Source organism: Corallococcus sp. AB011P, from assembly GCF_003611605.1.
GTDB lineage: Bacteria > Myxococcota > Myxococcia > Myxococcales > Myxococcaceae > Corallococcus > Corallococcus coralloides.
Genome location: NZ_RAVX01000012.1, coordinates 154,027 through 176,983, shown reverse-complemented (window position 1 = coordinate 176,983; position 22,957 = coordinate 154,027). Strand labels below are relative to the sequence as shown.

At 68.6% G+C, this 22,957-nt stretch carries 19 protein-coding genes; 7 read left to right on the top strand and 12 right to left on the bottom strand.

Annotation, left to right across the window (positions count from 1 at the left end; translation table 11 throughout):
* Positions 1-52: 52 nt before the first annotated feature.
* The 9 genes from D7X30_RS26935 to D7X30_RS26895 all read right to left on the bottom strand — a co-directional run bounded on the left by D7X30_RS26935 (position 53) and on the right by D7X30_RS26895 (position 10,546).
* Positions 53-1,168: a DNA alkylation repair protein gene (locus tag D7X30_RS26935; protein WP_120565836.1), complete on the bottom strand. Its 1,116-nt coding sequence runs from the start codon at positions 1,166-1,168 to the stop codon at positions 53-55.
* Between the two features lie 16 nt (positions 1,169-1,184).
* Positions 1,185-2,528, bottom strand: a complete 1,344-nt coding sequence (locus tag D7X30_RS26930; protein WP_120565835.1) for a coproporphyrinogen-III oxidase family protein — start codon at positions 2,526-2,528, stop codon at positions 1,185-1,187.
* A 41-nt stretch (positions 2,529-2,569) separates the two neighbouring features.
* The gene (locus tag D7X30_RS26925; protein ID WP_120565834.1) at positions 2,570-3,391 is read right to left on the bottom strand and encodes an amidohydrolase family protein; all 822 of its coding nucleotides are present in this window, start codon (positions 3,389-3,391) and stop codon (positions 2,570-2,572) included.
* A gap of 24 nt (positions 3,392-3,415) precedes the next feature.
* A complete protein-coding gene (locus tag D7X30_RS26920) occupies positions 3,416-4,999 on the bottom strand; it encodes an NAD(P)-binding domain-containing protein (protein WP_120565833.1) in 1,584 nt (527 codons plus the stop codon).
* A 62-nt stretch (positions 5,000-5,061) separates the two neighbouring features.
* Positions 5,062-6,102, bottom strand: a complete 1,041-nt coding sequence (locus D7X30_RS26915) for a methyltransferase (RefSeq protein ID WP_120565832.1) — start codon at positions 6,100-6,102, stop codon at positions 5,062-5,064.
* Between the two features lie 337 nt (positions 6,103-6,439).
* Positions 6,440-7,048 carry a glutathione transferase GstA gene (gene gstA / locus D7X30_RS26910; protein WP_120565831.1) on the bottom strand — a complete coding sequence of 203 codons (609 nt, stop codon included), beginning with the start codon at positions 7,046-7,048 and terminating at the stop codon, positions 6,440-6,442.
* A gap of 131 nt (positions 7,049-7,179) precedes the next feature.
* The gene (locus D7X30_RS26905; RefSeq protein WP_120565830.1) at positions 7,180-8,820 is read right to left on the bottom strand and encodes an LVIVD repeat-containing protein; all 1,641 of its coding nucleotides are present in this window, start codon (positions 8,818-8,820) and stop codon (positions 7,180-7,182) included.
* A gap of 84 nt (positions 8,821-8,904) precedes the next feature.
* Complete coding sequence (locus D7X30_RS26900) at positions 8,905-9,498, bottom strand: hypothetical protein (RefSeq protein ID WP_120565829.1); 594 nt, start codon at positions 9,496-9,498, stop codon at positions 8,905-8,907.
* Between the two features lie 22 nt (positions 9,499-9,520).
* Positions 9,521-10,546, bottom strand: a complete 1,026-nt coding sequence (locus D7X30_RS26895; protein WP_120565828.1) for a methyltransferase — start codon at positions 10,544-10,546, stop codon at positions 9,521-9,523.
* Between the two features lie 89 nt (positions 10,547-10,635).
* On the opposite strand from D7X30_RS26895, the gene D7X30_RS26890 reads away from it, so the two are divergent.
* Positions 10,636-11,646 (top strand): methyltransferase, encoded by a 1,011-nt coding sequence (locus D7X30_RS26890; RefSeq protein ID WP_120565827.1) that lies wholly within the window; start codon positions 10,636-10,638, stop codon positions 11,644-11,646.
* 150 nt (positions 11,647-11,796) lie between these two features.
* Positions 11,797-12,126, top strand: coding sequence for a hypothetical protein (locus D7X30_RS26885; RefSeq protein ID WP_120565826.1), 330 nt, complete (start codon positions 11,797-11,799; stop codon positions 12,124-12,126).
* Between the two features lie 56 nt (positions 12,127-12,182).
* Here D7X30_RS26885 and D7X30_RS26880 read toward each other — a convergent pair whose 3' ends face one another.
* Positions 12,183-12,974, bottom strand: a complete 792-nt coding sequence (locus tag D7X30_RS26880) for an endonuclease/exonuclease/phosphatase family protein (protein ID WP_120565825.1) — start codon at positions 12,972-12,974, stop codon at positions 12,183-12,185.
* A 77-nt stretch (positions 12,975-13,051) separates the two neighbouring features.
* Here D7X30_RS26880 and D7X30_RS26875 point away from each other — a divergent pair, with 77 nt between their 5' ends.
* The 4 genes from D7X30_RS26875 to D7X30_RS26860 all read left to right on the top strand — a co-directional run bounded on the left by D7X30_RS26875 (position 13,052) and on the right by D7X30_RS26860 (position 19,471).
* Complete coding sequence (locus D7X30_RS26875; RefSeq protein ID WP_120565824.1) at positions 13,052-13,954, top strand: tyrosine recombinase XerC; 903 nt, start codon at positions 13,052-13,054, stop codon at positions 13,952-13,954.
* 85 nt (positions 13,955-14,039) lie between these two features.
* Complete coding sequence (katG, locus tag D7X30_RS26870; protein WP_120565823.1) at positions 14,040-16,232, top strand: catalase/peroxidase HPI; 2,193 nt, start codon at positions 14,040-14,042, stop codon at positions 16,230-16,232.
* 93 nt (positions 16,233-16,325) lie between these two features.
* Complete coding sequence (locus D7X30_RS26865; RefSeq protein ID WP_147443326.1) at positions 16,326-16,919, top strand: hypothetical protein; 594 nt, start codon at positions 16,326-16,328, stop codon at positions 16,917-16,919.
* 152 nt (positions 16,920-17,071) lie between these two features.
* Positions 17,072-19,471: a M20/M25/M40 family metallo-hydrolase gene (locus D7X30_RS26860; RefSeq protein WP_147443325.1), complete on the top strand. Its 2,400-nt coding sequence runs from the start codon at positions 17,072-17,074 to the stop codon at positions 19,469-19,471.
* 144 nt (positions 19,472-19,615) lie between these two features.
* On the opposite strand, the gene D7X30_RS26855 is transcribed toward D7X30_RS26860, so the two are convergent.
* Positions 19,616-20,542, bottom strand: coding sequence for a LysR family transcriptional regulator (locus D7X30_RS26855; protein ID WP_120565820.1), 927 nt, complete (start codon positions 20,540-20,542; stop codon positions 19,616-19,618).
* A 106-nt stretch (positions 20,543-20,648) separates the two neighbouring features.
* Here D7X30_RS26855 and D7X30_RS26850 point away from each other — a divergent pair, with 106 nt between their 5' ends.
* Entirely contained in the window at positions 20,649-21,287 is a 639-nt protein-coding gene (locus D7X30_RS26850) for a glutathione S-transferase N-terminal domain-containing protein (RefSeq protein WP_120565819.1), read from the top strand.
* 95 nt (positions 21,288-21,382) lie between these two features.
* On the opposite strand, the gene D7X30_RS26845 is transcribed toward D7X30_RS26850, so the two are convergent.
* The gene (locus D7X30_RS26845; protein ID WP_120565818.1) at positions 21,383-22,669 is read right to left on the bottom strand and encodes a hypothetical protein; all 1,287 of its coding nucleotides are present in this window, start codon (positions 22,667-22,669) and stop codon (positions 21,383-21,385) included.
* Positions 22,670-22,957: the final 288 nt, after the last annotated feature.

The window sequence follows — 22,957 nt, the reverse complement described above, 5'->3', positions numbered from 1 at the left end:
GTGTGGAACGGCTCCTGCTGGGTGGGGGTGGGACTGCGCTGAGGGAGGGGGCTCAAACGCTGAGCATGAACTCGCGGGTGCCGAGCGGCTCGCCATTGACGAGCAGTTCGATCAGGTGTTCGCCCGCGTAGTAGCGGCGCGTGGTGATGGGATGGATCTTGTGGACGCGCTTGAGCGCCACCTGCTCACCCGCGGCCAGCTGGCGCGTGGTCCATTTGAAGACCTTGGGGGACAGCTCTCCCGAAGCCTTGCGGTGGTGGATGCGATAGTCGATGACCAGCTTCTGGTCGCCACGCGCCTTGGAGTGCAGCTCGATGTGGAATTGAAGTTCTCCGCCAAGCTGGACGGCCTTCGACGACAGCTTGAAGGCCTTGAGCTCCAGGCGGGGCTTGGGGGTGAAGCCGAGCACGTCGAGCGCGCCCGGGTGCCCCTGCTTGACGAGCGTCCTGCTGGCATGGCGGACCAGCCACAGCGTCTCCGGACCCGGTGATTCGCTGGCCCACCGGCGGACAACGCTCACCACGGTGTCGGGGTGGTCCTTGGCGATGTCATTCAGGTTGTTCGCCACCGAGCGGCGGACGAACAGCGCGGGGTCCGCCTTGAGCTTCTCCAGCAACGCGAGCACCGGGGCCGGATCCTTCTGGAAGGCCGGCAGCCTCTGGGCCCAGGGCAGGCGCGGGCGCGTGCCCTCGGAGACGAGCCGGCGCACCGCCTCGTCCGGATCCTGCGACCACCGGTGAAGGTACTCGAGCACCCCTTCCGGATGGCGGAGCAGGAAGGGGCGGATGGCGAACTCGGAGGTGAACCGGGTCGTCAGCATGCGCATGGCGCGCATGGAGTCGTGCAGGTGGTCCAGCCCGTACTCCTCCACGAAGTGGCACAGCGGCCAGATGCGAAAGCCGCGCAGGGGCGTCAGGTGCCCCTGCTCGGAGCCCGCCATGACCTCCAGCTGGCGCAGCGCGGTGGGGTAGTCCTCCGCGAGGTGGCGGCGCAGCGTCCTCGCGAGGTGGCGGACGCGGTCCTTCATCTCCATCGACTCCAGCCCCTGGCTGGCCTCGCGAACGAAGACCTGGGCGTTCAGCCCGGGCACGGCGACCGCGCCGCGCTTGCCGAGGTCGAGGATGGCTTCCCTGTTGAAGAGGTCCTTGAATTGGGTTCCGGTGCTCATGGATGGGGGGTCGGGGTCAGAAGGTGCCCGTGCGCACGCCAGGCTTCTTTTCGAGCGCGTTCAGGGAGACGCCCGCGACCTCCCGCTGGGAGGACTCGAAGGCGTCGAGCATCATGTTGGGGGTCCACTGCTTGCCGCGTTCGCTCAGCTCCCAGGTGCCGGGCGTTTCGTAGATGAGGCCGCTTTCCTGCCAGGCCTTCCACACGTCCGCGGGGATGGTGTCGATGGCGGCCTGGTGTTTCTTGGAGATGCGGAAGAACTTGGGCATGAACACGGCGCCCCGGTTCTCGGGCCGCGCCAGCTGGCCGGAAAGCTTGGCCACGGGCAGTTGCCCCTGCTCCAGCATGGAGCAGTAGGTGTTGACCTCGCCGGTGTTCATGTACGCGACGCCGCTCAGGTAGCCCCGCGCCGAGGCGCCGACGGCCACGGTCTCCGCCGTGTGGTCGCCCTCGCCGCCGCCCCAGAGCAGCCGGAAGTACTCGCAGACCTTGTCGTACTTGGAGAAGACCTGGTCCGCGACGTCGTTGTAACCCAGCTCCCGCATGCGCCAGCGGATGTGCTCGGTCATGGCCATGTGCATGTCCATGCCCGGCTTGGCCGGAATCGTTCCCGCATCCATCGCGGCCCGGAACTTCTTGGGGAACGCGTAGTAGTGCAGGTTGTAGTAGTCCACGCTGTCGAAGTCCGCGGCGCGCAGGGCCGCCAGGTCGTCGTTCAGCGTGGTGAGGTTCTGCCCCGGCAGGTCGTACATCATGTCGACGTTGATGTCGTGGAAGCCCAGCCGCCGGGCATTCGCCGTGACGCGCTCCACGTCCTTGAGCGTCGCGACGATGCGGAACCGCTGCCGCTGGACCTCGTCATACGTCTGCAGCCCGAAGCTCAGGCGGCTGACCTTCCATTCCTTGAGCAGCTCGAGCAGCTCAGGGTTGCCCAGCGTCCGGGGCTCTCCCTCGAAGCTGATCTCCGCGTCGGCGGTGAGCCGGAGGTGGCGGTGGATGGCCTGCAGGATGCGGCCAATGTGCGCCACGGGGAGGATGGAGGGCGAGCCTCCTCCGAAGTACACCGCGGAGAAGGTCCGCTGGGCGATGGCGGGGCGGCGCGCCAGCAGCTCCACCTCCCGGCAGAGGCTGGTGGTGTAGCGCTCGTAGACGTCCTCTCCGCTCGCGATCTTGATGTGGAAGGGACAGAACTGGCACAGGTCGTGACAGTACGGGATGTGGACGTACAGCAGGCTCTCCGCCGGCCGGGCCACCTCCGTGTCCAGCATGGAGTCGAGCAGACCCTTGTGGGCACCCGGGGCATAGTCACCCTGGAGCAGCGGATAGAAGTAGTACGTGACGGGATGGAGGTCTCGGTACATGGGGCGACCCTTCCGGACGTGAGGCTGCTTCGAGGAACGGCTCAGGCCCTGCCGGCACGCGAGAGGATGCGGTCCGCGTTGCCATGGAGGATGTCGCTGGCGATGTCCGGGGGCAGGTGGGCCTGCTCCAGCTGCCCCATGAGCTTGCTGTAGCTGCCGACCACCGGCCAGTCAGAGCCGAACACCACCTTGTGGCGGATGTCGCGAAGGTCCCCGAGCACCGTGGTCAGCTCCAGCAGGGGCACCAGCGCGGTGTCGACGTAGAGGTTCTCGTGGCGAAGGACGAGCTCGCGGGCCTCCTGGTACCAGAGGGGCTTGCCCGCGTGCGCGAGGACGATGGTCAGCCGGGGGAAGCCCCGGGCGATGCGCTCGAAGTCCGAGGGCTGGATGTTCTTCTGCTCGGCGTCACGCTGGGAGGTGTGGCCGGTGTGGAAGATGATGGGGAGTCCGCCGCGCTCGCACTCGCCATACACGTCCCACATGTCCCGGGTGTACGGGTCGAAGGAGTGGTCGGCCGGGTAGAACTTGAAGCCCCGGACGCCCAGCGCGAGGCTCTTCTCGAACTCCTTCCGGGCATCGTGGAAGTTCGGGTTGATGCTGCCGAAGGGGATGAAGAAGTCCGAGCCGCGTGCCTTGCCGGCGATCATCTCGCTGTCGATGGAGAAGTTCGTGCCCGGCCCGCACTCGGCCAGCATGACGGCGCGCTGCACGCCATGGCGGCGCAGGTAGCGCTCCAGCTCGGCCGGCTCGGTGAACAGCCGGGTGATGTCTTCCCCTTCTTCCAGGGGGCGGCGTGTGAGCAGGCCCTGGATGTCGTCGCGAAGGCGGAAGAAGTCACCCGCATGGACATGGAAATCAATCATGGCGGCCTCGGACGGGGTGCGGGGCTAGTGGGATGCCAGCAGGGCAGGGCGGGACGGGGGCGCGAAGGCGGGCTGCGAAAGCACCCGCTGGACGAAGTCGCGCAGGGGCTGCACGTGTTCCTTCTCGCGCCACTCGGCGGCCAGGTCCTCGATGACGTGGTGCTCCTCGACGAGCCGGCCGTCGACGTAGTGGCGGACGATGGGGTGGAGGAAGGCGCTCTCCTTGGCGCGGTTCACGTCGCCGCGGTGGATGCGCTCGCTGGAGAACGGATCGGCGCCCGCCGAGTGCCCGAACTCCATCGTCAGCATCAGCAGCCCGGTGCCCTGGAGCGCCAGGTGCTCACGCGCGTAGTCGACGGAGAACTCCTCGCGCCCCACGCCCTGCCCGCCACCGGTCAGCTCCAGCACGTCACACAGAAAGCCCGGCTGTTGCCAGAGCGAGGACGTGGTGTTGATGCGGTCCAGCAGCCAGTCCGTGATCTCCTCCTGCCCGGAGACGGCCCGGGAGATGGGCCAGGGCTTGCCGTGATACCTGGACTCCAGGATGCGGCTCAGGGAGCGGATGTTGTAGCGGAAGCCGTGGATGAAGCCGGACATGTACTTCTTCAGGTCCCGCATCTGCATGATGGTGCCGGCGAAGAAGAGGCCGGGCACGTTCACCGACTCCCACTCGCTGGTCTGCATGGGAAAGCGGCGGCAGGGTGTCACCGCGGGGCGGCAGGCTTCGTCAAAGAGCGTGTTGTCGAACTTGAAGCCCGTGCAGAGGATGATCCGGTCGTAGCTCAGCGTCTCCACCTCGCCGCCAGCGTGCGAGTACTGGAAGGTGACTTCGTAGTGGTCACCGACGCGGTTGATGCCGAGCACCTGGGCATCCAGCAGCGCGTTCTGCATCTTGAGCTGGTAGGTGTCGAGGAGGTTGTTGTTGACCGCCCGGAGGTCCCCCACGAAGTGCGTGCGCCAGGCCAGGCGGATGGGCCTGGGGCTGGCCAGGTGGAGGACCGCCGCGCTCTCCATGAGGTGGTCCGCGGTCTCGAAGGCGGAGTTGCCCTTGCCGAGGATGAGGACGCGCTTGTTGCGGAACTCGGTGACGTCCAGGCTGACGGAGCCATAGCGGTCGGCGAGCTCCAGGCCGGGGATGTCCGGCAGGTTCTCCCGCGACACGCCGGTGGCGACGATGAGCCGGTCACACGTGAAGGTCTTCCCCTCGGCGGTGCTCAGCTCGAAGCGCTCCTTGCGCCGGATCACGGTGACGTTGACGCCGTACTGGATGTTCAGCGCGTGGCGCGAGGCGAAGGCCGAAAGGTAGGCGGGCATGGTGTCCGCCGGAGGGAAGTAGCTCTGTGAGAACTCCTTGAAGAGCGGCCCTTCGTGATTGTTGGACAGCAGGGAGTTCCAGTCCCAGCGAAGGTTCAGCTCGGGGTCCTCGTGGCCCGTGTAGACCTTGTTGATGGAGATGAGCTTGCGGTGGCGCGGGAAGGACTCGAAGAAGGTTCCCGGCGAGGAGCCTCGCTCGAGGATCCGGTAGTCCCGGCCGTTCTCCTTGAGGAAGTAACCAGCCTGCAGGCCTGCGGGACCTGCGCCCAGAACCAGATACTCGTGGTGTTCCATCGTCGAGGCCTTTCGCGAGTCGGGCAAACGTTCGTCTGGCGGATGTGGAGTCGGCGGAAGGGTCAATCCTTGATGCCGACAACCATGTGCTTCTCGTAGCTGGAGTGGTGGACGGGGCCTGGGAGGAAGCCCGCTTGTCGCAGCAAGCCGTGGTACTGCGAGGCGCTCCGGTGTCTGCCGCCCGTCTCCAGCAGCATGCAAAGGTCCATGAGCGCGGTGGGCAGGGGCCCGGTGCGCTGCTCGTTGAAGAGGCGCTCCAGGATGAGGACCCGGCCGCCCGGGGCCAGTGCCGCGTGGACCGAGCGGAGCAGGCGGACGCTCTGGAGATCCGTCCAGTCCGAGAGGATGAAGCCCAGCGCGTACACGTCCGCGCGAGGCAGCGTGGACTCGAAGAAATCGCCACCGGTGAAGCCCAGCCGGGTGGAGAGCCCATACTCGCTCCGCGTCCGGGCCACGGTGGGCTCCATCGCGGGTCTGTCGAAGACCTCGGCGGTCAGCGCCGGCCAGCGCTGGAGCGCGGCGACAGCGAACGAACCACTGCCACCCCCCAGATCCACGAGGTGACCCCCTCGCTCCAGGCGCAGGTGATCCACCAGCTCCGTGGCGGCCTGGTATCCCAGGCTCCACATGGCCCGGGCAAAGCGCTCCAGGGCCGCCGCATCCTGATACATGATGTCGAAGGGAGCCGCGCCTTCCCCGGGCAGCACCTTCTTCCATTGGGGAGCGCCATCCACCATGGCCTCGCCCAGGTGCTGGAAGGTCCGCGTCGAGAAATTCTTCAGCAGGGGAAAGACACCCCCACAGTAGAGACTGCTATCGCGTCTCAGGAAGGGGCGGACCGGGTCGGGCATGCGGTACCCGTCGCCTTCGCGCGTGAGCAATTGCAGACTGACGAGCGCGGTCAGGAGCCTGTCCAACGCAAGCGGCTCGGTCTTCACCTCCGAGGCAAGCGCTGGGCCCTCATGCGTGCCTCCCTGAGCGAGCCTGTCGAGCAAGCCCAGATCATCCGCTGCGAATAACACATGGCTGGCCATGAAGCCGAAAATGGCCCTCTCCAGCGCGGGCGGCGGCAGATGGCCATCTGGCTTTGGATTCTCAAGCATGGACCCCCCCGTGTCACAGCACTCAGCAACCCGAGCGCCTTCGTCGGTCAGCGGTGCCCCTACCAACTCCTGGCACCCACTGATGGAATGGCTTGATGCGTCAACGGCTGCTCGGGCACTGCGTCAGCCGGTGAACACTGACTTACTACAAGTGAAGGCTGCAATCAACATGGGTTGTCTGCTTTCGCGTGACTGTGAAGGTCGGAAAGGGCTGATTTGCAGGATGGGCGGATTTTTAATGGAGAAGACTCTCTTTGTGGTTGCGCCTGGGTCGGAATGGACAACGGGGCGCTCGGACTGCGGCTGCTTGAATCCGAGCGCCTCACGGAGGGCTTTGTCATCGCAACAATCCCTCGGCCTTCATGGCCTGCTGGACGCACGGTCGCTCCAGGATGCGTGCCTGGAATGCGCGCAGGGCTGGAAATGGCCCCAGGTCGACTTTGAGATAGCCGCACCAACTCAGCACGGTGAAGAGATAGGCGTCGGCGACCGTGAACCGCTCACCCATGAGGTACGGGCTGTTTTCAAGGGTGGGCTCCAGGGCCCTGAAGCGCTGGGCGAGCCGCGCGCGCGCGAATTGCTTCCCTGCCTCGGGGTAGGCCTCATTGACGAGGGACGCGAAGTGGATGTGCAGCTCCGAGGAGATGAAGTGGAGCTTCTCCTGGAGGCGGTAGCGCTCCAGGGTGCCTTGGGCCGGAGCAAGCCCACGCTCCGGGAGCCGGTCCGCGATGAACTGGAGGATGGCGGGGCCCTCCATCAGCAAGCTGCCGTCGTCGAGTTGCAGGACGGGGACATAGCCATGCGGGTTGATGACCTGGAAGTCCGCGCCCGTCTCCGTCCGCTGGTTGCGAAGGCTGACCCGCTCGAGTTGAAAGGGCAGACCGGCTTCGCGCAGCGCGATGTGAGGTGAAAGCGACCCGGTTCCCGGTGTGTAGAAGAGCTTCATGTGATTGGCATCCTCGATTCTGGACGGGAGGGGACGGATTTCTGCACGGCCGAACGCTGTCGCGCCACCTGCCAGTGAGGGGCGCATCGAATGTCCGGTGTATGTGCAAGGAAGCGCCTTGAGGCGCCAGCTCAGGGCTCGTTGAAGATGAGCAGGCCCCGTGAGGTGTCCACGACGTACACGTGGCCGTCCCCGGGAACGCGGATGCCAATGGCGCCTTCGAGCAGATCATCGCCCCGGTGCAGGTCGGACTCGCGGAACGTGTTGAAGTAGGCGATCTCGCGCGGCTGGGGGGGAACGGAGACGTCCAGCACGCGCAGCCCCTCCTGGTAGTAGGCGATGTAGAGCCGCTTGCCCTTGAGGATCATGTTGTGGATGGAGGTCTGCGGGCGCAGCTTGTAACGCCCCATGAGCTGGATGTTCGTGGGGTCCGTGACGTCCAGCACGCGCAGGTGGGCTCCCTGGTACTCGCCTCCCTCGAAAGCGACGGTCTTCCCCGCGAAGGTGCCCACCGCGCTCGCGTGACTGGTCGCGAAGCTGTTGTCGGACTCGAACGTGTAGTGGCCCAGCTCCTGTGGGCTCATGGGGTCCTTCACGTCGTAGACGACGTAGCCCGCGCTGAAGTGGTTGACGTAGAGCCGGTCCTGGTAGGCGAAGGAGTCATGCGCCGAGGGAATCGCGGACGTCGTGTCGGCGGCGGTGAAGCGATTGAGCAGGACGGGCTGGAGCGGCGTGGAGATGTCGAAGATGAGTGTCTCGCCGGTGGGGGCGGGACCCGGCGACACGGCATACAGCCGGTTGCCGTCCACGAACATCGTGTGGACATCGATGGGGCCGCGGCCGGGCACGCTGCGCACGAAGGTCGGGTCCTCGGGGTGGGTGATATCGAAGACGATGACGCCCGAGCTCTTGCTGGCGATGTAGAGCGCATCGTCCTTGGCCCAGGCCGCGTTCCAGTACGAGTCTCCCGGGAGGGTGATCCGCTTCGTGATGACAGGGTGGCTCGGGTCACGGACGTCGACCACCGCGAGCCCTCCTGGTGCCTGGGTGACCGGGTCGTCAATGGAGACGACGTAGGCGTGCTCGCGGTGGACATACACATCCACCGGGCGCACCGTCTGGACATGGGTCTCGGAGAGGAGTCGCAGCCCTCCCGAGGATTCGGACTCGCCCCGCGCCCAGGTCATCCTCGCGGCTTCGAAGGTGCCCGAGGTGGCGACCTTGCCATCGGTGCAGCGGGCGAAACACCCCGTCACCAGCCCGGACCCGGTGACGCCGCAGCCCGCGAAGACCAGGTTCCGGACGGTATCCCGGAAGGTGTATTGCGCGGAGACTCGGAAGCCTCCCTGGAGCTGCTGCCGCGTGACCGGAGCGCTCCGCATCGTCGGGAGGTGGTTCATGGTCGCGGTGCCGCCATCCTCGGGGACCCGGATGCCGGCGAAGTCCGCGAGGCCCGAGGCGTGGCGCATGTCCACCTGGTAGATGCCATGCGGCTCCAGGGTGGCGAGCGAGGCGGGGTCGCACTTCGACAGATCGAAGAGGGATGGGTCGTCGCAGTCGACGACGGTCCCCGGGGGCGGTGTGAACGCGCAGGGCGCGTACTCGCCCCGGTCGACCCAGTCCGTCGGGTCGACCAGGGGCGTATAGGTTCCGTCCCAGGTCTCCTCGGGAGGAGGAGGGGACGGCGGGGGCCCGGACGTGTCGGAGCAGGAGGACGACAGCAGGGCACAACCGAGGATGACCGCACGCAGGGCAGGGGACTCGAGGGCCATGCCCGGGAGTGTATAGCGTTGTGCCGGGTGAAAGGGATTCGCTCCCTGCTTTCGTGGCCCGAGCGTTCAATGGGCAGTCCGGCGTCAATCCGTCATCAGCACCATCAGCACCTGCGTCAGGGACTGTGCTTCGGTGTGCTTCGGATTCAGCCGCAATGCCTCGTCGACCACCGCCTGGGATTCCCCCAGCCGCCCCTCCTCCTTGAGGTGCGCGGCGTACGCGTAGAAGGCGTCCGCCGAATCCGGCTCCTTCGCGATGCGGTCCAGGAGTGGCTTCTCCTCGGCGTCAGGCGGCAGGAAGGCCGAATCGGGAGGGCAGGGGTCGCCGTACTGGCCCTTGATGCTCTTGGAATACGCACCCGGCGCGTATGCCTTCACCGCCTTCATGAGCTTCTTGATGTCCGTGTCGCCGCCCTTGGGGCACAAGCCGAGGACGGCGATGTACAGCCCCTTGTTGAGGCCGGGATAGTCATCCGACTTCGACACGCCCGGGAACCCGGTGGTCGACAGCCGGACCCAGAGCACCTGGGGCTTCAGCTTGTCGAGCGCGGCCTGGGCTTCGGCTTCGGTCTTCCCGCCGCCGACGATGACGATGTCATAGGTCCGCGGCTTGGGCTCTTTGGCCAAAGCCGTGAAGGGAAGACAGACACTGAGCAGGAGCAGGAGTCGTGAGGTCATCCCACGACTCTAGTTCAAACGCTCAGGCCTTCACCGTCTCGATGATGCTGGCCCCGCTCCGGGTGGGGATGATGCGCTCCACCTTCCAGGCGGTGGCGGTGAACAGCGCCTGGAATTCGTCCCGGGTGCGCTCGCGCCCGTCGGCGAGCACCAGCATGTTGAGGTCCATCAAGTGGGAGGGGTCTGGAGTCCGGTTGTCCGGAATCACCATCTCCACCACGAAGAGCCGTGCCCCGGAGGGGGCCGCCTCATGGATCCGGCGCAGGAGGGTGAGGGAGGCGTCATCCTCCCAGTCATGGAGGATGTGTTTGAGCAGATAGGCATCGGCTGCGGGAATGCCGGGCTCGAAGAAGCTCCCGGCCACCACGTCCACCCGGCTGGCGAGGCCCCGGGATTCCAGCGCCGTCTTCGCGCCTTCGGTGACCTGGGGCAGGTCGAAGAGGATGCCGTGGCAGGAGGGATGGGCGCGCAGCACCTGCGCGAGCAGATCGCCGTGGCTGCCTCCAATGTCCGCCACGCGGGCGAAGGGGGCGAAGTCGATGTGGTGCGTCAGTTCGCTGGCCACCAGGCCGGACAGATTGCCCATGGCCTGGGCGAAGTGCTCCGCCTCGTCGGGATTCCGGACGAAGTGCTCCCAGATGTCAGTGCCGAGGGCGGCCTGCACGGGAGCCCTTCCGGTGCGAACCGCCTCGGAAAGGTGTCCCCAGGGCAACCAGTGGGACTTGTCGCTCTGCATGATGGCCACGGCCCTCAGCGAGCCAGGGACGTCCGAGCGCAGCCCTCCGCCCATCGGTGTCAGGGCAAAGGTCCGCTCGGAGGGGGACTCGAAGAGGCCGGCGGTGATGCCGCCGCGCATCAGCCGGAACAAGGCGCCCGGGTGGACGCCCAGCTCGGCCGCCAGCGAATCACTGTCGCGGGCGCCTCCCGCGAGCAGGTCCGCGATCCCCAGACGGGCCACGGTGCCGATGACCTGGGTGATCCAATAGCCATTGATTGCCGCGAAGAGCTGCTGCGTGGGAGACGGATTCTCACTGGGCATGGTTTTCATGCCGCGAGCCTAATCCCGTTCCCATCGGCCGGGGCCGCCTTTCCTCCGGTGGATTGACGTCTGGATTTGACCGGGAGTACGACCGGGGGATGACCTCTCCGACCGTCCATCCGGCGCAGCTCATCGTCGACCTGGGTTTTGGTTTCATCGTCTCCGGCGCGCTGGCCACGGCGGCGGAGCTGGGCGTCGCGGACCACCTGGAGCAGGGCCCCAAGAGCGCGGCCCGGCTCGCGGAGGACGTGGGCGCGGATGCGGCGTCGCTGTACCGGGTGCTGCGGCTGCTGGCGAGCGCTGGCGTGTTCTCCGAGGACGGCGACGGCAACTTCGCGCTCACCCCCGCCTCTGAGCTGCTGCGCACCCAGGCCCCCGGCTCCCTGCGCAGCGCGGTGTTGATGCTCACGCAGGACATCTTCTGGGCACCGGCCGGCGCGCTCACGCAGACGGTACGGACGGGGACGAACGCCTTCGAGCGCATCTTCGGCAAGCCCTTCTTCGACCACCTCGCCAGCAACGCCGCGGCGGGCGCCACCTTCCACCGGGGCATGTCCAGCCTGTCGGACCTGGAGAACGGCCCCATCGCCCGCAGCTATGACTTCAGCGCCTGCCAGCAGGTGGTGGACGTGGGCGGCGGCCACGGCGGCTTCCTCATTGAAGTGCTTCGCTCCACGCCGTCGGTCCGGGGCGTGCTCTTCGACCACCGGCACGTCCTGGACGAGGCGCGCATCGCCTCGGAGGGGCTCTCCGGGCGCTGCGAGCTGGTGGCAGGGGACTTCTTCCAGACGGTGCCTTCCGGCGCGGACGCGTATGTCCTCAAGCGCATCCTCCACGACTGGAGTGATGAGGTGTGCGTGGACATCCTGCGTCACTGCCGCCGCGCGATGGCCGAGGGCGGCCGGGTGCTGGTCGTGGACACGGTCATTCCCCCCGGGAGCGCTCCGCACGGGGGCAAGGTGCTCGACGTGATGATGCTGGCCTCACTCCCGGGCCGGGAGCGCACCGAGGAGGACTTCCGCAAGCTCTTCGCCCAGGCGGGCCTGCGGCTCTCGCGCGTCATCCCCACGCCGGCCGCGCTCAGCATCACGGAGGCCGTGGCGGTGTAGGGCGCCATGCCTCAATGAAGGAGCGCATCAAGCATGCCTGTTGATGCGCTTCAGCGGGCCTACTGTGGGTGTGAGTGTGTTTTTCGATATTGCGAGTCATTCTCGATATCCTCCGATTCAAAGACAATCCGGTCTTGGGAGGATATCGCCATGCGCAGAACCGCTCTTCGTGCCGCTCTTGCCGTCGTCACCGTCGCGGGCATTGCCATCTCATCCACTGCCGCGTTCGCCGAGTCTGCGATCGACTGGGAGTCGGGCCTGACGTTCTACAGCGGCAACTTCGTGACGCCCGTGGCGAACTTCCCGGCCCCTGACGGCCAGTGCCATGCGTTCCCGGCCACCGCCGGCACCCTGGTGGGGTGGAGCAACTTCGAGAACGTGATCGCCTACCGGACGGCGGACTGCACCGGCCAGCAGATCTGGCTCGGCACGCTGCGGTCGTTCCAGCCGGGCGAGTTCGCGAGCTTCTCCGCCTACTGAGGAAGGCGTCACGACGGATGGGCGCCTCTTCCGGGGCGCCCATCTGTCGCGGCACGTCAGCGCAGCAGCCGCACGCAGATGGGCAGGTGGTCGGAGGGCTCTTGCTCCGAGGGCAGGGGCGTCCGCTCGTCCAGCTCTGGCAAAGGGTCCGGCGAGGCTCGCAGCGCGGCGGAGTGGAAGAGGAAGTCGATGGTCTTGGGGATGCCGTTCGCGTTGCAGGTCGGCTGATGCCGCCCCGCGTAGGCATCCCGCAGTCCGGCCGCTTCGAACGCCTGGACCAGCGGCTCTCCAGGCCGGGCATTGAAGTCGCCGCACACGATCCATAGGGCCTCCGGATCCTTGCGGACCCGCTCGTTGATCAGCTCGGTGGCCTGCTGCATGCCCTGGTGTTGCTCCACCGGCCGGTCGGGCCGGTCCCAGCGCAGGTGCGTGCACGCCACGCGCAGCCGCTCTCCGCCGACGTCGAAGTCCATGATCAGCGCCAGATGTCCGGAGATGCGTCCGTCCTCCAGCCGGTCCCGGAAGTAGTGGACCCGGTGGCCTGGACTCCGCTCCAGGCGGTGGAACACCGCGCAGCCATCGGGGCGGCCTTGCTGTTTCTGGGCCATCACGCCCGTGTATCCGTGCGGCGCAAGGCCCTCCTGGAGTGCGGCGAAGCTGTCGGGTTCCACCTCCTGGAGGCAGACGATGTCCGCGTCCAGGGCCGCGATGCGGCGGACCCGCGGTGCGTGTCGGCTTCGCGGCCGGAGCAGGTCCGCGGGCGTGTGCGGGAACCACTCGGGCTTGACGTAGGCATCCGCCAGGATGTTGTACGAGGCGATTCGCAGGTCCACCGTCATGCCGTCCATGCTGCCACGAGCGGCGGACGCTCGCGCTCGGACGTGAATCTTGCGAGGCTCGGGGAGCCCCCTAGGCTTCGCCGACCATGTCCACCCTGTCCCCGCTGCTGGAGCAGTTCAAGGTCCACCTCGAAGGTGAGAAGGGCGCGTCGCCGCACACGGTGCGCAACTACCTCATCGACCTGCGGGACTATGAGCGCTACCTCGTGGAGCGGATGAAGCTGTCGCTGCTCGCGGGCACGCACGCGGCCATCCGTGGCTACCTGGGCACGCTCGCGGTGGACCACGCGCCCACGAGCCGCGCGCGGCGGCTGGCGAGCATCAAGTCGTTCTACAAGTACCTGGTGCGCCAGAAGCTGCTGTCCGCCAGTCCGGCCAAGCTGGTGAAGAGCCCCAAGCTGCCGAAGTCGCTGCCCAAGGTGCTGCCGGTGGAGGAGGTGTTCGCCATCCTCGACATGCCGGACGTGGACACGGTGCTGGGGCTTCGCGACAAGGCCATCCTGGAGATGCTGTACGGCGGGGGCCTGCGCATCAGCGAGCTGTGCGGCCTGGACCTGCTGGGCGTGGACCGGAGCAGCCGCATCGTCCGGGTGATGGGCAAGGGCAGCAAGGAGCGGCTCGTGCCGCTCAACGTGAAGGCCATCCGCGCGCTGGAGGCCTACCTCGCGAGGCGCGGCGAGCTGCTGGCCGAGATTCGCGAGGGCCAGGACCCGGACGCGCTCTTCCTCAACTTCAAGGGCGGCCGGCTGACGGCCCGGAGCATCGCGCGGCACCTGGACGCGTACGTGCTGAAGCTGGCCCTGGCGCGCAAGGTGAGCCCGCACGCGATGCGCCACTCGTTCGCCACGCACCTGTTGGGCGGCGGCGCGGACATCCGCAGCATCCAGGAGCTGCTGGGGCACGCGAGCCTGTCCACCACCCAGAAGTACACCCACGTGACCTTCGAACAGTTGCAGGAGGTCTATGACGCCGCCCACCCGCGGGCGTGAGCAGTTGGGTTCGGTAGCAAACGGCCGCTGAACCCATCCGAACAACGGGAGTCCGGCGAGCGCGACGCCGGCCTACGGTTCCGGCATGACCGACGAAATGAAGTGCCCCGTCGCGCACGGCCCCCGCCGCGCACGCACGAACGCGCAGTGGTGGCCGGACCAGCTCAACCTCGCGATGCTGCACCAGCATTCCTCGCTGTCGGATCCGATGGTCGAGGACTTCAACTACGCGGCGGAGTTCCAGACGCTCGACCTCGACGCGGTGGTGAAGGACCTGCACGCGTTGATGACCGACTCGCAGGACTGGTGGCCGGCGGACTACGGCCACTACGGCCCGTTCTTCATCCGCATGGCGTGGCACGCGGCGGGCACCTACCGCATCTTCGACGGTCGCGGCGGCGCATGCTCGGGTGAGCAGCGCTTCGCGCCCCTCAACAGCTGGCCGGACAACGGCAACCTCGACAAGGCGCGACGCCTGCTGTGGCCCATCAAGCAGAAGTACGGCCGCAAGCTGTCGTGGGCCGACTTGATGATCCTCACGGGCAACGTGGCGCTGGACTCCATGGGCCTCAAGACGTTTGGCTTTGGCGGCGGCCGGGAGGACATCTGGGAGCCGCATTCCATTGATTGGGGACCGGAGTCCACCTGGCTGGGCGACGAGCGCTACAGCGGCGAGCGTGAGCTCTCGCACCCGCTGGCGGCCGTGCAGATGGGCCTCATCTACGTCAATCCGGAGGGCCCGAACGGCCGGCCGGATCCCGTCGGCTCCGCGCGAGACATTCGCGACACGTTCGCGCGCATGGCGATGAACGACGAGGAGACCGTCGCGCTCGTCGCCGGTGGTCACACCTTCGGCAAGTGCCACGGCGCGGGCCCGGTGCACCATGTTGGCGCGGAGCCGGAGGGCGCGAACGTCGAGGAGCTCGGGCTGGGCTGGAAGAGCACCTACGAGAGCGGCATTGGCGAGCACGCCACCACCAGCGGCCTGGAGGGCGCGTGGACGCCCACGCCGACGAAGTGGGACATGACCTACTTCGAGACGCTGTTCGGCTACGAGTGGGAGCTGACCAAGAGCCCGGCCGGCGCGCAGCAGTGGAAGCCCGTGGGCACCAGCGGCGATGGCACCGTGCCGGACGCGCACGTGCCCGGCAAGCGCCACGCGCCGATGATGACCACCGCCGACCTGGCGCTGCGCTTCGACCCTGTCTACGAGCGCATCTCCCGCGACTACATGGCCAACCCGGCGAAGTTCGCCGACGCCTTCGCACGCGCCTGGTTCAAGCTGACCCATCGCGACATGGGCCCCAGGTCGCGCTACCTGGGCCCGCTGGTGCCGAAGGAGGACCTGCTCTGGCAGGACCCGATTCCGGCCGTCGACCATGCGCTCATCGACGCCGCGGACATCGACGCGCTCAAGCGCGAGCTGCTCGGCTCCGGCCTTTCGATTCAGCAACTGGTCAAGACGGCCTGGGCGTCGGCGTCGACGTTCCGGGGGAGCGACATGCGCGGCGGCGCGAACGGTGCGCGCATCCGCCTGGCGCCGCAGAAGGATTGGGAGGCCAACGAGCCCGCCGAGCTCGTGAAGGTGCTCGGAAAGCTCGAAGCCATCCAGCAGAAGTTCAACGGATCGCAGCGCGGCGGAAAGCGCGTGTCGCTGGCGGACCTCATCGTGCTGGGCGGCACCGCGGCCGTCGAGTCCGCCGCGCGCGACGCCGGCCACAAGGTCACCGTGCCCTTCACGCCGGGCCGCATGGACGCCTCGCAGGAGCAGACGGACGTCGACTCGTTCCTGGTGCTCGAGCCGGCGGCGGACGGCTTCCGCAACTACGTTCGCGCGGGGGCCGAAGCGACGACCGCCGCCGCGCTCATCGACCGTGCGAGCCTGCTCACGCTCACCGCGCCGGAGATGACGGCACTCGTGGGCGGCCTGCGCGCGCTGGACGCCAACCACGGCCACACGCAGCACGGCGTGTTCACGAAGCGCCCGGGCAAGCTGACCCCGGACTTCTTCGTGAACCTGCTCGACATGCGCACCGCGTGGAAGCGCTCGGAGAAGGCGCCGAACCTGTTCGAAGGCCGCGACCGCGCCACGGGTGCGCTGCGCTGGACGGCGACCATCGCTGACCTCGTCTTCGGCTCGAGCTCGCAGCTGCGCGCGCTGGCGGAGGTCTACGCGGCCCATGACGGCGAAGCGCACTTCGTGCAGGACTTCATCGCCGCGTGGACCAAGGTGATGAACCTGGACCGCTTCGATCTGCCGGGGAAGAAGACGATCTGAGCGGCGGGTGATGCATTGAAGAGACGAGGGGCCCGGAACCTCGCGATTCCGGGCCCTGATGCACGCCTTGACCTTCGCGGGCGTGAAGAACGTATGAGGATCGCATCCTGCGTTGCACGGTTCCTGGTGGTGCTGCCGCTCCTCGGCTGTCCGGAAAGGACGCCGAAGGAAGCGCACGCGATGAAACCGAAGGATGAGTCCTGTCATGCCCCCAAGACCGCCCGTTCTTTCGTGGAGCAAGCACGGGAGGAACTGGGACCGGGCATGGTGGGCGCGGAGTTCGCTCCCGTGCTGCCGACGCAGTGGCCCCCGAAGGGGGGCGGACTCGAATACTTCGTCTACCGGCAGAGGCCGCTCCCGACCGGGCTGGTGAAATTCGAGGTTCAGGGGCCAACCGAGCGGGTTCATTTCGTCACGCCCGGTGCGAAGCCTCGCGTGGAATCGCTTGAACCCGTGGCGGCGCTCGGGGTCGAAGACATGACCGCGCGAGAGCCATCGGGCTTTTCCCAGAGCCACGTCGAGCGAGCGGAGCAGGCCCTGCTGGACGTGGTCGCCGGTTGCCGCTCCCTGGAGGGGGCCCGGGGCGACCTGGAGGGATACCTCGAATGGGTGGCGCAAAATCCACTTCAAGGCAGGGACCTGGAGCGGCGCGGTGACACGCTGTTCTCGTGGCTGCGGAGGCGCTGAACACCGGGGCGCACGGCAGGTGCGTGATGTCGGCGTGTCCGCCGGATTCCGGGTGACGTAGAGTGCCCGCGCGATGGACACCCCCTTCGACGGGGACTCCGCGAACCCCCCCGCGGCCCCCGGACGGATGGGCGCGCCTGAAGGACTGAAACATGAGCGACACCGCCCCGACCGCGGGCCTGGAATGGAGTGCCTCCCCTCGCGCGTCGTCGGTTGCACGGTGGGTGACCGCGGTGCTCGGCCTGGGCGTGATCCTCCTGGTGCTGCGCGGAAGCTCTCTGCCGGAGCCCGTGCCCGCCTCCGCGCCCGGGGAGCGGTTCTCCGCCGAGCGCGCCCGGGAACACCTGCGCTTCATCGGCGCGGAGCCCCACGCCCTTGGCACGCCCAGGCACGCGGAGGTGCGCGACTACCTGCAAGCGCGCCTGCGTGACGTGGGCGCGGAGGTCCAGCTCCAACGCGAGCCCGTCTTCGCGCCCGCCCAGGGCATCCCGCGGCCCGCAGCGAACGTGGAGAACGTCGTGGGCCGGCTTCGCGCGAAGGACGGCGCGAAGGGCACGACCGTGATGCTGGTGGCCCACTACGACTCCGTGCCCACGGGGCCGGGCGCGTCCGACAACGGCGCCGCCGTCGCGTCCATCCTGGAGGTGGCGCGCGCGCTCCAGCAGGGGCCCGCTCTCGCGGGGGACGTGCTGTTCCTGTTCACGGACGCGGAGGAGCAGCACCTGCTGGGCAGCACGGCCTTCGCGGCCTCCCACCCCTGGGCCCGCGAGTCGGGCGTGGTCCTCAACGTGGACGCGCGCGGCAACGCGGGGCCGCTCCTGATGTTCGAGGTCTCCCCGGGCGGTGGCTGGCTCGTGCGCAGGCTCGCCGAGGAGGCCCCCGACGTCGGGGCCGGTTCGCTCTTCACGGCCGTGTATCAGCGGATGAAGAACGCCACGGACTTCACGGCGCTGCGGCAGGGCGGTTGGCAGGGGCTGAACTTCGCCAACGTGGAGGGCACGCAGGCCTACCACTCGCGCAAGGAGACCGTGGACGCGGTCTCCGATGGACTCCTCCAGCAGCAGGGCGACACGCTGCTCGCGCTCACCCGGCGCATCTCCCGCGAGGCGTCCGTGCCGGAGGGCGAGGAGCTCATCTACTTCAACGCAGGCCCGCTGCGCGTCCACTACCCCCGGTCCTGGGCCGTCCCGCTGGTGGTCCTCTGGGGCGGCCTGTTCATGTTCGCCATCTTCCGGGCGCGCCAGCGCAAGCAATTGCGCCTGTGGGCCGTGCTGCGGGAGTCGGTGGTGCTGTTGCTCGTGGGCTTCCTGGCCAGCAGCCTCGCGCGGCTCGCGTGGCCGCTGCTGAAGGCCCTCCAGCCCGGCTTCCGCGCCCTCAGTCGCTCGGAGACGCAGGACAACGCGCGCTTCATCCTCGCGGTGGTGCTGTGGGTGATGGCGGCGATGGGCGTCGGGCTCTACCTCCGCCGGCGCGCGCCGGTGATGGAGCTGGCGGCGGGGGGCTGCGTGCCGTGGGCGGTGATCTGCATCGCGGTGAGCATCGTATTGCCGGGCGCGAGCGCGCTGTTCCTCTGGCCCTTCGCGGGCATGGTCCTGCTGCTCTTGTGGTTGGGAGGCCGGGGGACGGAGCCGCTCCCTCAATGGCACGTGCCGCTGTGGGGGCTGGCGGCGCTGCCGCTCCTGCTGTTGCTGCCCGGTGTGCTGGCCACGTTCTACACGGTGCTGCCGCTGGAGCGGGCCGCGGTGCCTTCCGACCTGCTGATGCTCGGCATCTGTCTGCTCGCGCCCGGCTGGCTGTGGTTGGCGGGACGGGGGCTGCCGTGGGCTTCGGGCGGGGCCGCGCTGCTGGGACTGGGCCTGCTGGTGTCGCTCGCCGCCGGTCAGCGCTTCGACGCGCGAAACCCGCGCCCCACGGGCCTGCTGTACCTGGTGGACGCGGACGCGAAGACGGCGCGCTGGGTGTCCTCGGATCCCGTGCTCAATGACTGGACTCGCGCGTACCTGGGCGGCGACCCGAAGCGGGAGGCCGTGGACGCGCTGCCGGAGGTGAAGGGGCCGTTCTGGTACGCGCCGGCTCCGGCGCCAGGGGAGGACATGCGGGGGCCCGCGGTCGAGACGCGGCAGGAGGCTGGGGAGGGTGGGCGCCGGAAGGTGTCGCTCCACATCACCCCGTCCCGCCCGGACGCGGCCTTCGTGGACGTGCAGGTGCTGCCCGGAGACGCGGTGGTCTCGGCGCGGCTCGCGGGTCAGCAGGCCCCGGGCGACACGCTGCGGACTCGCAACGCGGCCCAGGGCGTGCTGTTTCGCTACTGGGTGCCGTCCACTGGCGGCTTCGACCTGGAGCTGGAGCTGACGGCCAGCGGCAGCCCCACCGTGAGGGTGGGCGAGCACACCTACGCGGTGCCTGCGTCGGTGACGCAGGGGCTGCCCGCGCGCCCGGAGGACAGCATGCCGGTGCCCTTCGGAGAGGGCCTGGACGAGGGCACGCGCGTCACGCGGACGCTGCGGCTGGATGCCGCGGCGACGGAAGTCTCTCCCAGCCCCATGCCCTGACGGCCCTGGAACAATTTCGTGTCTCCGGAATGACTGACAGGCTCCGGGTGCGGCGGGTGTCGCACGACACGTATTGATTCATTCCGCCTCAATCATAGACACCTCTCGGAATGAGGTGACACCGCAGCGGACAGCCACGGCGCGCTACCCCACCGCGAGCCCTCGGGGCACGGTGGGCTCGAGCGCGGCGTGGAGGCGGAGCGCGGAGTCTCCCACTTCCTTCCTCCAGGCCATCCGCCAGGGCCGCCGCAAGGGCCCGGACGCGAGCCGCTTCACGACGAGGTCGCCCTTGCCCATGTGCGGGGTGGTGATCCACTCGGAGAGCACCGCGACGCCCAGGCCCGCGCGGGCCACGTCGAGGATGGCCTCCGTGAGCGGCAGCCGCTCCACGCGGAGCCGGGGCCGCTCGCGGCCGAAGACCTGCGTCATGAACCAGTGCGACTCCGCCGCGGGCGTCTGCCCCGTGAGCAGGGTGTGCTCGCGGAGGTCCTCCCGGGTGAGCGCCCGGCGGGACGCCAACGGGTGTGACGCGGCCACCACGAAGATGATCTCATCCGAGAAGAGCGGCCGGCTCTCCAGCCCGGCGCGAGGGACGGTCGACGTCGTGAGGAGCGCCACGTCCAGCTCTCCGGCCACCAGGGCGGGGACGGGGTCCTGGGTGTGCTCCACCGACAGCGACAGGTGAAGGCCCGGCAGGCTCTTGCGCAGCGTCACCAGCGCGGATGGCAGCCAGTGGTAGGCGGTGTAGCACTCGCACACGAGGCGCAGGCGGATGGACGGGGCCACCGGCGCGCGCACGCGATGCTCCAGGTCGCCCAGCTCCACAAGAATCCGCGTGGCGCCCGCGATGAGCTCCTGGCCCGCTGGCGTGGGCACGAGCCCACGCGGGGTCCGGTCGAAGAGTCGCGTGCCCAGCCGCTCCTCCGCCGCGAGCAGCGCGCGACTCACCGCCGGCTGCGTGAGGTGCAGCGCGGCCGCGGCCCGGGCCGTGGTGCCGGCGGAGGCCAGGGCCAGCACCACGCGCAGGTCGCGCACGTCGAGGCGAGGGGAGGGCGGGGTGATGTCATCCATGCATCGAGCCTATGCCAACGATGCGTTGGACGCATCCCTCCCGGAAGCGGAGAGTGGCGCTCGCCTTCTCGCGAAGGCCCACGTTCGACGTCCTGGAGGACATCCCATGCAGCTCTACTTCTCCCCCCTGTCTTGTTCGGTCGCGACCCGCGTCTGCCTGTACGAGGCGGGCACGGAGGCGACGTACATCGAGGTCGACTCGAAGACGAAGCGCACGCTCGATGGGAGCAACTACCTGGAGGTGCATCCGCTTGGGCTCGTCCCCGCGCTGCGCACCGACGACGGAGACGTGCTCACGGAGAGCGCCGCCATCCTGCAATACTTGGCCGGGGCGCTGCCTCGGGCGGAGCTCGCGCCGACCGACAACCGGGGGCGCGTGCGGCTCCAGCAGTGGCTGTCCTTCATCGGGACGGAGCTGCACAAGGCGACCTTCTCCCCGCTCCTCGACGCGTCGTCGCCCGAGGGCGCCAGGAGTTATGCCCTGGAGAGGGGGACCGCCCGGCTCGCCTACCTGGAGAAGCACCTCACCGGACGCGAGTTCCTGCTGGAGCGCTTCAGCGTCGCGGACGCGTACCTGGTGACGGTGCTCGGCTGGTGCGTGGCGACGCCCATCGACCTGAAGAAGTGGCCCGCGCTCAGCGCGTACTTCGCGCGCCTGCTGGAGCGGCCCAGCGTCGCGAAGGCCTTCTCCGAGGAGCGGAGGCTCTACATGGCCCAGCTCGAAAAGCGCAAGCCGGCTCCGTGACGGCGGCGGCGCGGTGCACAGGCAACAACTCCCTCCACCTCCTCCTGAAGCGATGGAGGAGGGGAGGGAGTCTCCGGCCCTGGGCCGCGTGTCCGTCAGGCCAGGGGCTGGGTGCCGGTGGGGCCGTTCCTCAGCTCCTTGCGCACCGCCTCGGCGACGCGCTCGCGGACCATGTTCGCCATGCGCTCGCGGAGGTCCTCACCCACGCGCTCGCGGATGGCGGACACCAGGGTCTCCGTGTCCACCGGGCCCGGGCCCTGCGCCTGGTAGCCGCCCACGTGCTGCTCCCCGAACCCGCCCCGCATCGTGTGACCCACCCCGCCCACGGCGCCCAGCGACTCGCGGAGGGCGTCACCCAGCCGGTCGCGCAGCGCCTCCTGCAGGTGCTCGCGGAGGTTGCTGGACAGCCGCTCGTGGAGCGCGTCGACCAGGCGCCCGCGGAGCGCCTCGGCGATGCGCTCGGGGTCCATCATCCCCACGCCCTGCGGCTGGAAGCCCATCATGCCCTGGGTGCGCTCGCTCATCCGGGCGCGCAGTTCGTCGCCCAGCCGCTCGCGCAGCGCGTCGCGCACGCGCTCACGCAGACCGGTCTGGACGCGCTCGCGGAGGGTGTCCGCGATGCGGTCGCGGAGGGTGTCCGCGAGGCGCTCCGGGTCGATCTGGCCCATCTGCAGCCGGCGCTCGGACAGCGCGGAGCGCAGCATGTCCGTCAGCCGCTCCTTCAACGCCTCGCGGATGCGCTCGCGCACGACGATGTGGATGCGCTCGGACACGTTGTCGGCGAGCCGGGTGCGGAGGGTGTCGGCGATGCGCTCGGGGTCCATCCCGAAGCCCTCCATGCCCATCCTCCGCTCCATCATCGCGGAGCGCAGCGCCTCGCCCAGCCGCTCCCGCATCGCGTCGCGAACGCGCTCGCGCACGACGTTGCCCAGCCGGTCGCGCAGGGCGTCCTCCAGCTTGACGCGCACGCGCTCGGCGATGCGCTGCGGGTCGAAGTGCCCGTGCCCCTGCTGCATGCTCATCCAATTCTCGGCCAGGGCGGTGCGCAGCGCCTCGCCCAGCCGCTCGCGGAGCACCTCGCGGGCGCGCTCGTGCACGCCGCTGACGATGCGCTCATGGATGACGTCGGTGAGGCGGTGGTGGATGGCCTCGGCGATCTGCTCCGTGTCGAACGGCATCCCGGCCCCTTCCCCCTGCGGCATGTTCGTCATGCGCTCACGCACCGCACCGCGAATCGCGTCGCCGACGCGCTCGCGGATCTCCGAGCCGATCCGCTCCTCCAGGCCGGACACGACGCGCTCGTGCACGGCGTCGACGATCCGAGCCTTGAGGGCTTCGGCGAACATCTGCTGCCCCTGCATGGAGAACTGTTCCTGATTCATTCAGCTGCCTCGTGGGTACCGCGGGTAGGACGGCGGGCGCGGAAGGTTTCGGCCCGCCGCGCGAGGCGAATGGATAGAGCCCGCGGCCCGGCGCGAACACGGGGCCCGGGTCTTGCGCGAGAGTTGGCTCACGCGCTCCAGACCGTGCTCGCGGGGAGGGCAGGCGTGCGCATCAGCCACTGGTGAACTGTGCGCCCTCCCGGCCATGCAGGCATTGGCTTCATCCCCGTGGAAGTCCCGGGGGTTGCGCGGCGTTCGTTGCCGGAATGAGTAAGTCCTTGCGGTGCG

Coding starts and splice junctions, on each gene's coding strand:
- D7X30_RS26920 (WP_120565833.1), bottom strand. CDS start 4,999: ATGGAACACCACGAGTATCTGGTTCTGGGCGCAGGTCCCGCAGGCCTG.
- D7X30_RS26890 (WP_120565827.1), top strand. CDS start 10,636: ATGACCTCTCCGACCGTCCATCCGGCGCAGCTCATCGTCGACCTGGGT.
- D7X30_RS26930 (WP_120565835.1), bottom strand. CDS start 2,528: ATGTACCGAGACCTCCATCCCGTCACGTACTACTTCTATCCGCTGCTC.
- gstA (WP_120565831.1), bottom strand. CDS start 7,048: ATGAAGCTCTTCTACACACCGGGAACCGGGTCGCTTTCACCTCACATC.
- D7X30_RS26865 (WP_147443326.1), top strand. CDS start 16,326: ATGAGGATCGCATCCTGCGTTGCACGGTTCCTGGTGGTGCTGCCGCTC.
- D7X30_RS26860 (WP_147443325.1), top strand. CDS start 17,072: ATGAGCGACACCGCCCCGACCGCGGGCCTGGAATGGAGTGCCTCCCCT.
- D7X30_RS26875 (WP_120565824.1), top strand. CDS start 13,052: ATGTCCACCCTGTCCCCGCTGCTGGAGCAGTTCAAGGTCCACCTCGAA.
- D7X30_RS26925 (WP_120565834.1), bottom strand. CDS start 3,391: ATGATTGATTTCCATGTCCATGCGGGTGACTTCTTCCGCCTTCGCGAC.
- D7X30_RS26855 (WP_120565820.1), bottom strand. CDS start 20,542: ATGGATGACATCACCCCGCCCTCCCCTCGCCTCGACGTGCGCGACCTG.
- D7X30_RS26845 (WP_120565818.1), bottom strand. CDS start 22,669: ATGAATCAGGAACAGTTCTCCATGCAGGGGCAGCAGATGTTCGCCGAA.
- katG (WP_120565823.1), top strand. CDS start 14,040: ATGACCGACGAAATGAAGTGCCCCGTCGCGCACGGCCCCCGCCGCGCA.
- D7X30_RS26905 (WP_120565830.1), bottom strand. CDS start 8,820: ATGGCCCTCGAGTCCCCTGCCCTGCGTGCGGTCATCCTCGGTTGTGCC.
- D7X30_RS26895 (WP_120565828.1), bottom strand. CDS start 10,546: ATGAAAACCATGCCCAGTGAGAATCCGTCTCCCACGCAGCAGCTCTTC.
- D7X30_RS26850 (WP_120565819.1), top strand. CDS start 20,649: ATGCAGCTCTACTTCTCCCCCCTGTCTTGTTCGGTCGCGACCCGCGTC.
- D7X30_RS26915 (WP_120565832.1), bottom strand. CDS start 6,102: ATGCTTGAGAATCCAAAGCCAGATGGCCATCTGCCGCCGCCCGCGCTG.
- D7X30_RS26935 (WP_120565836.1), bottom strand. CDS start 1,168: ATGAGCACCGGAACCCAATTCAAGGACCTCTTCAACAGGGAAGCCATC.
- D7X30_RS26900 (WP_120565829.1), bottom strand. CDS start 9,498: ATGACCTCACGACTCCTGCTCCTGCTCAGTGTCTGTCTTCCCTTCACG.
- D7X30_RS26885 (WP_120565826.1), top strand. CDS start 11,797: ATGCGCAGAACCGCTCTTCGTGCCGCTCTTGCCGTCGTCACCGTCGCG.
- D7X30_RS26880 (WP_120565825.1), bottom strand. CDS start 12,974: ATGGACGGCATGACGGTGGACCTGCGAATCGCCTCGTACAACATCCTG.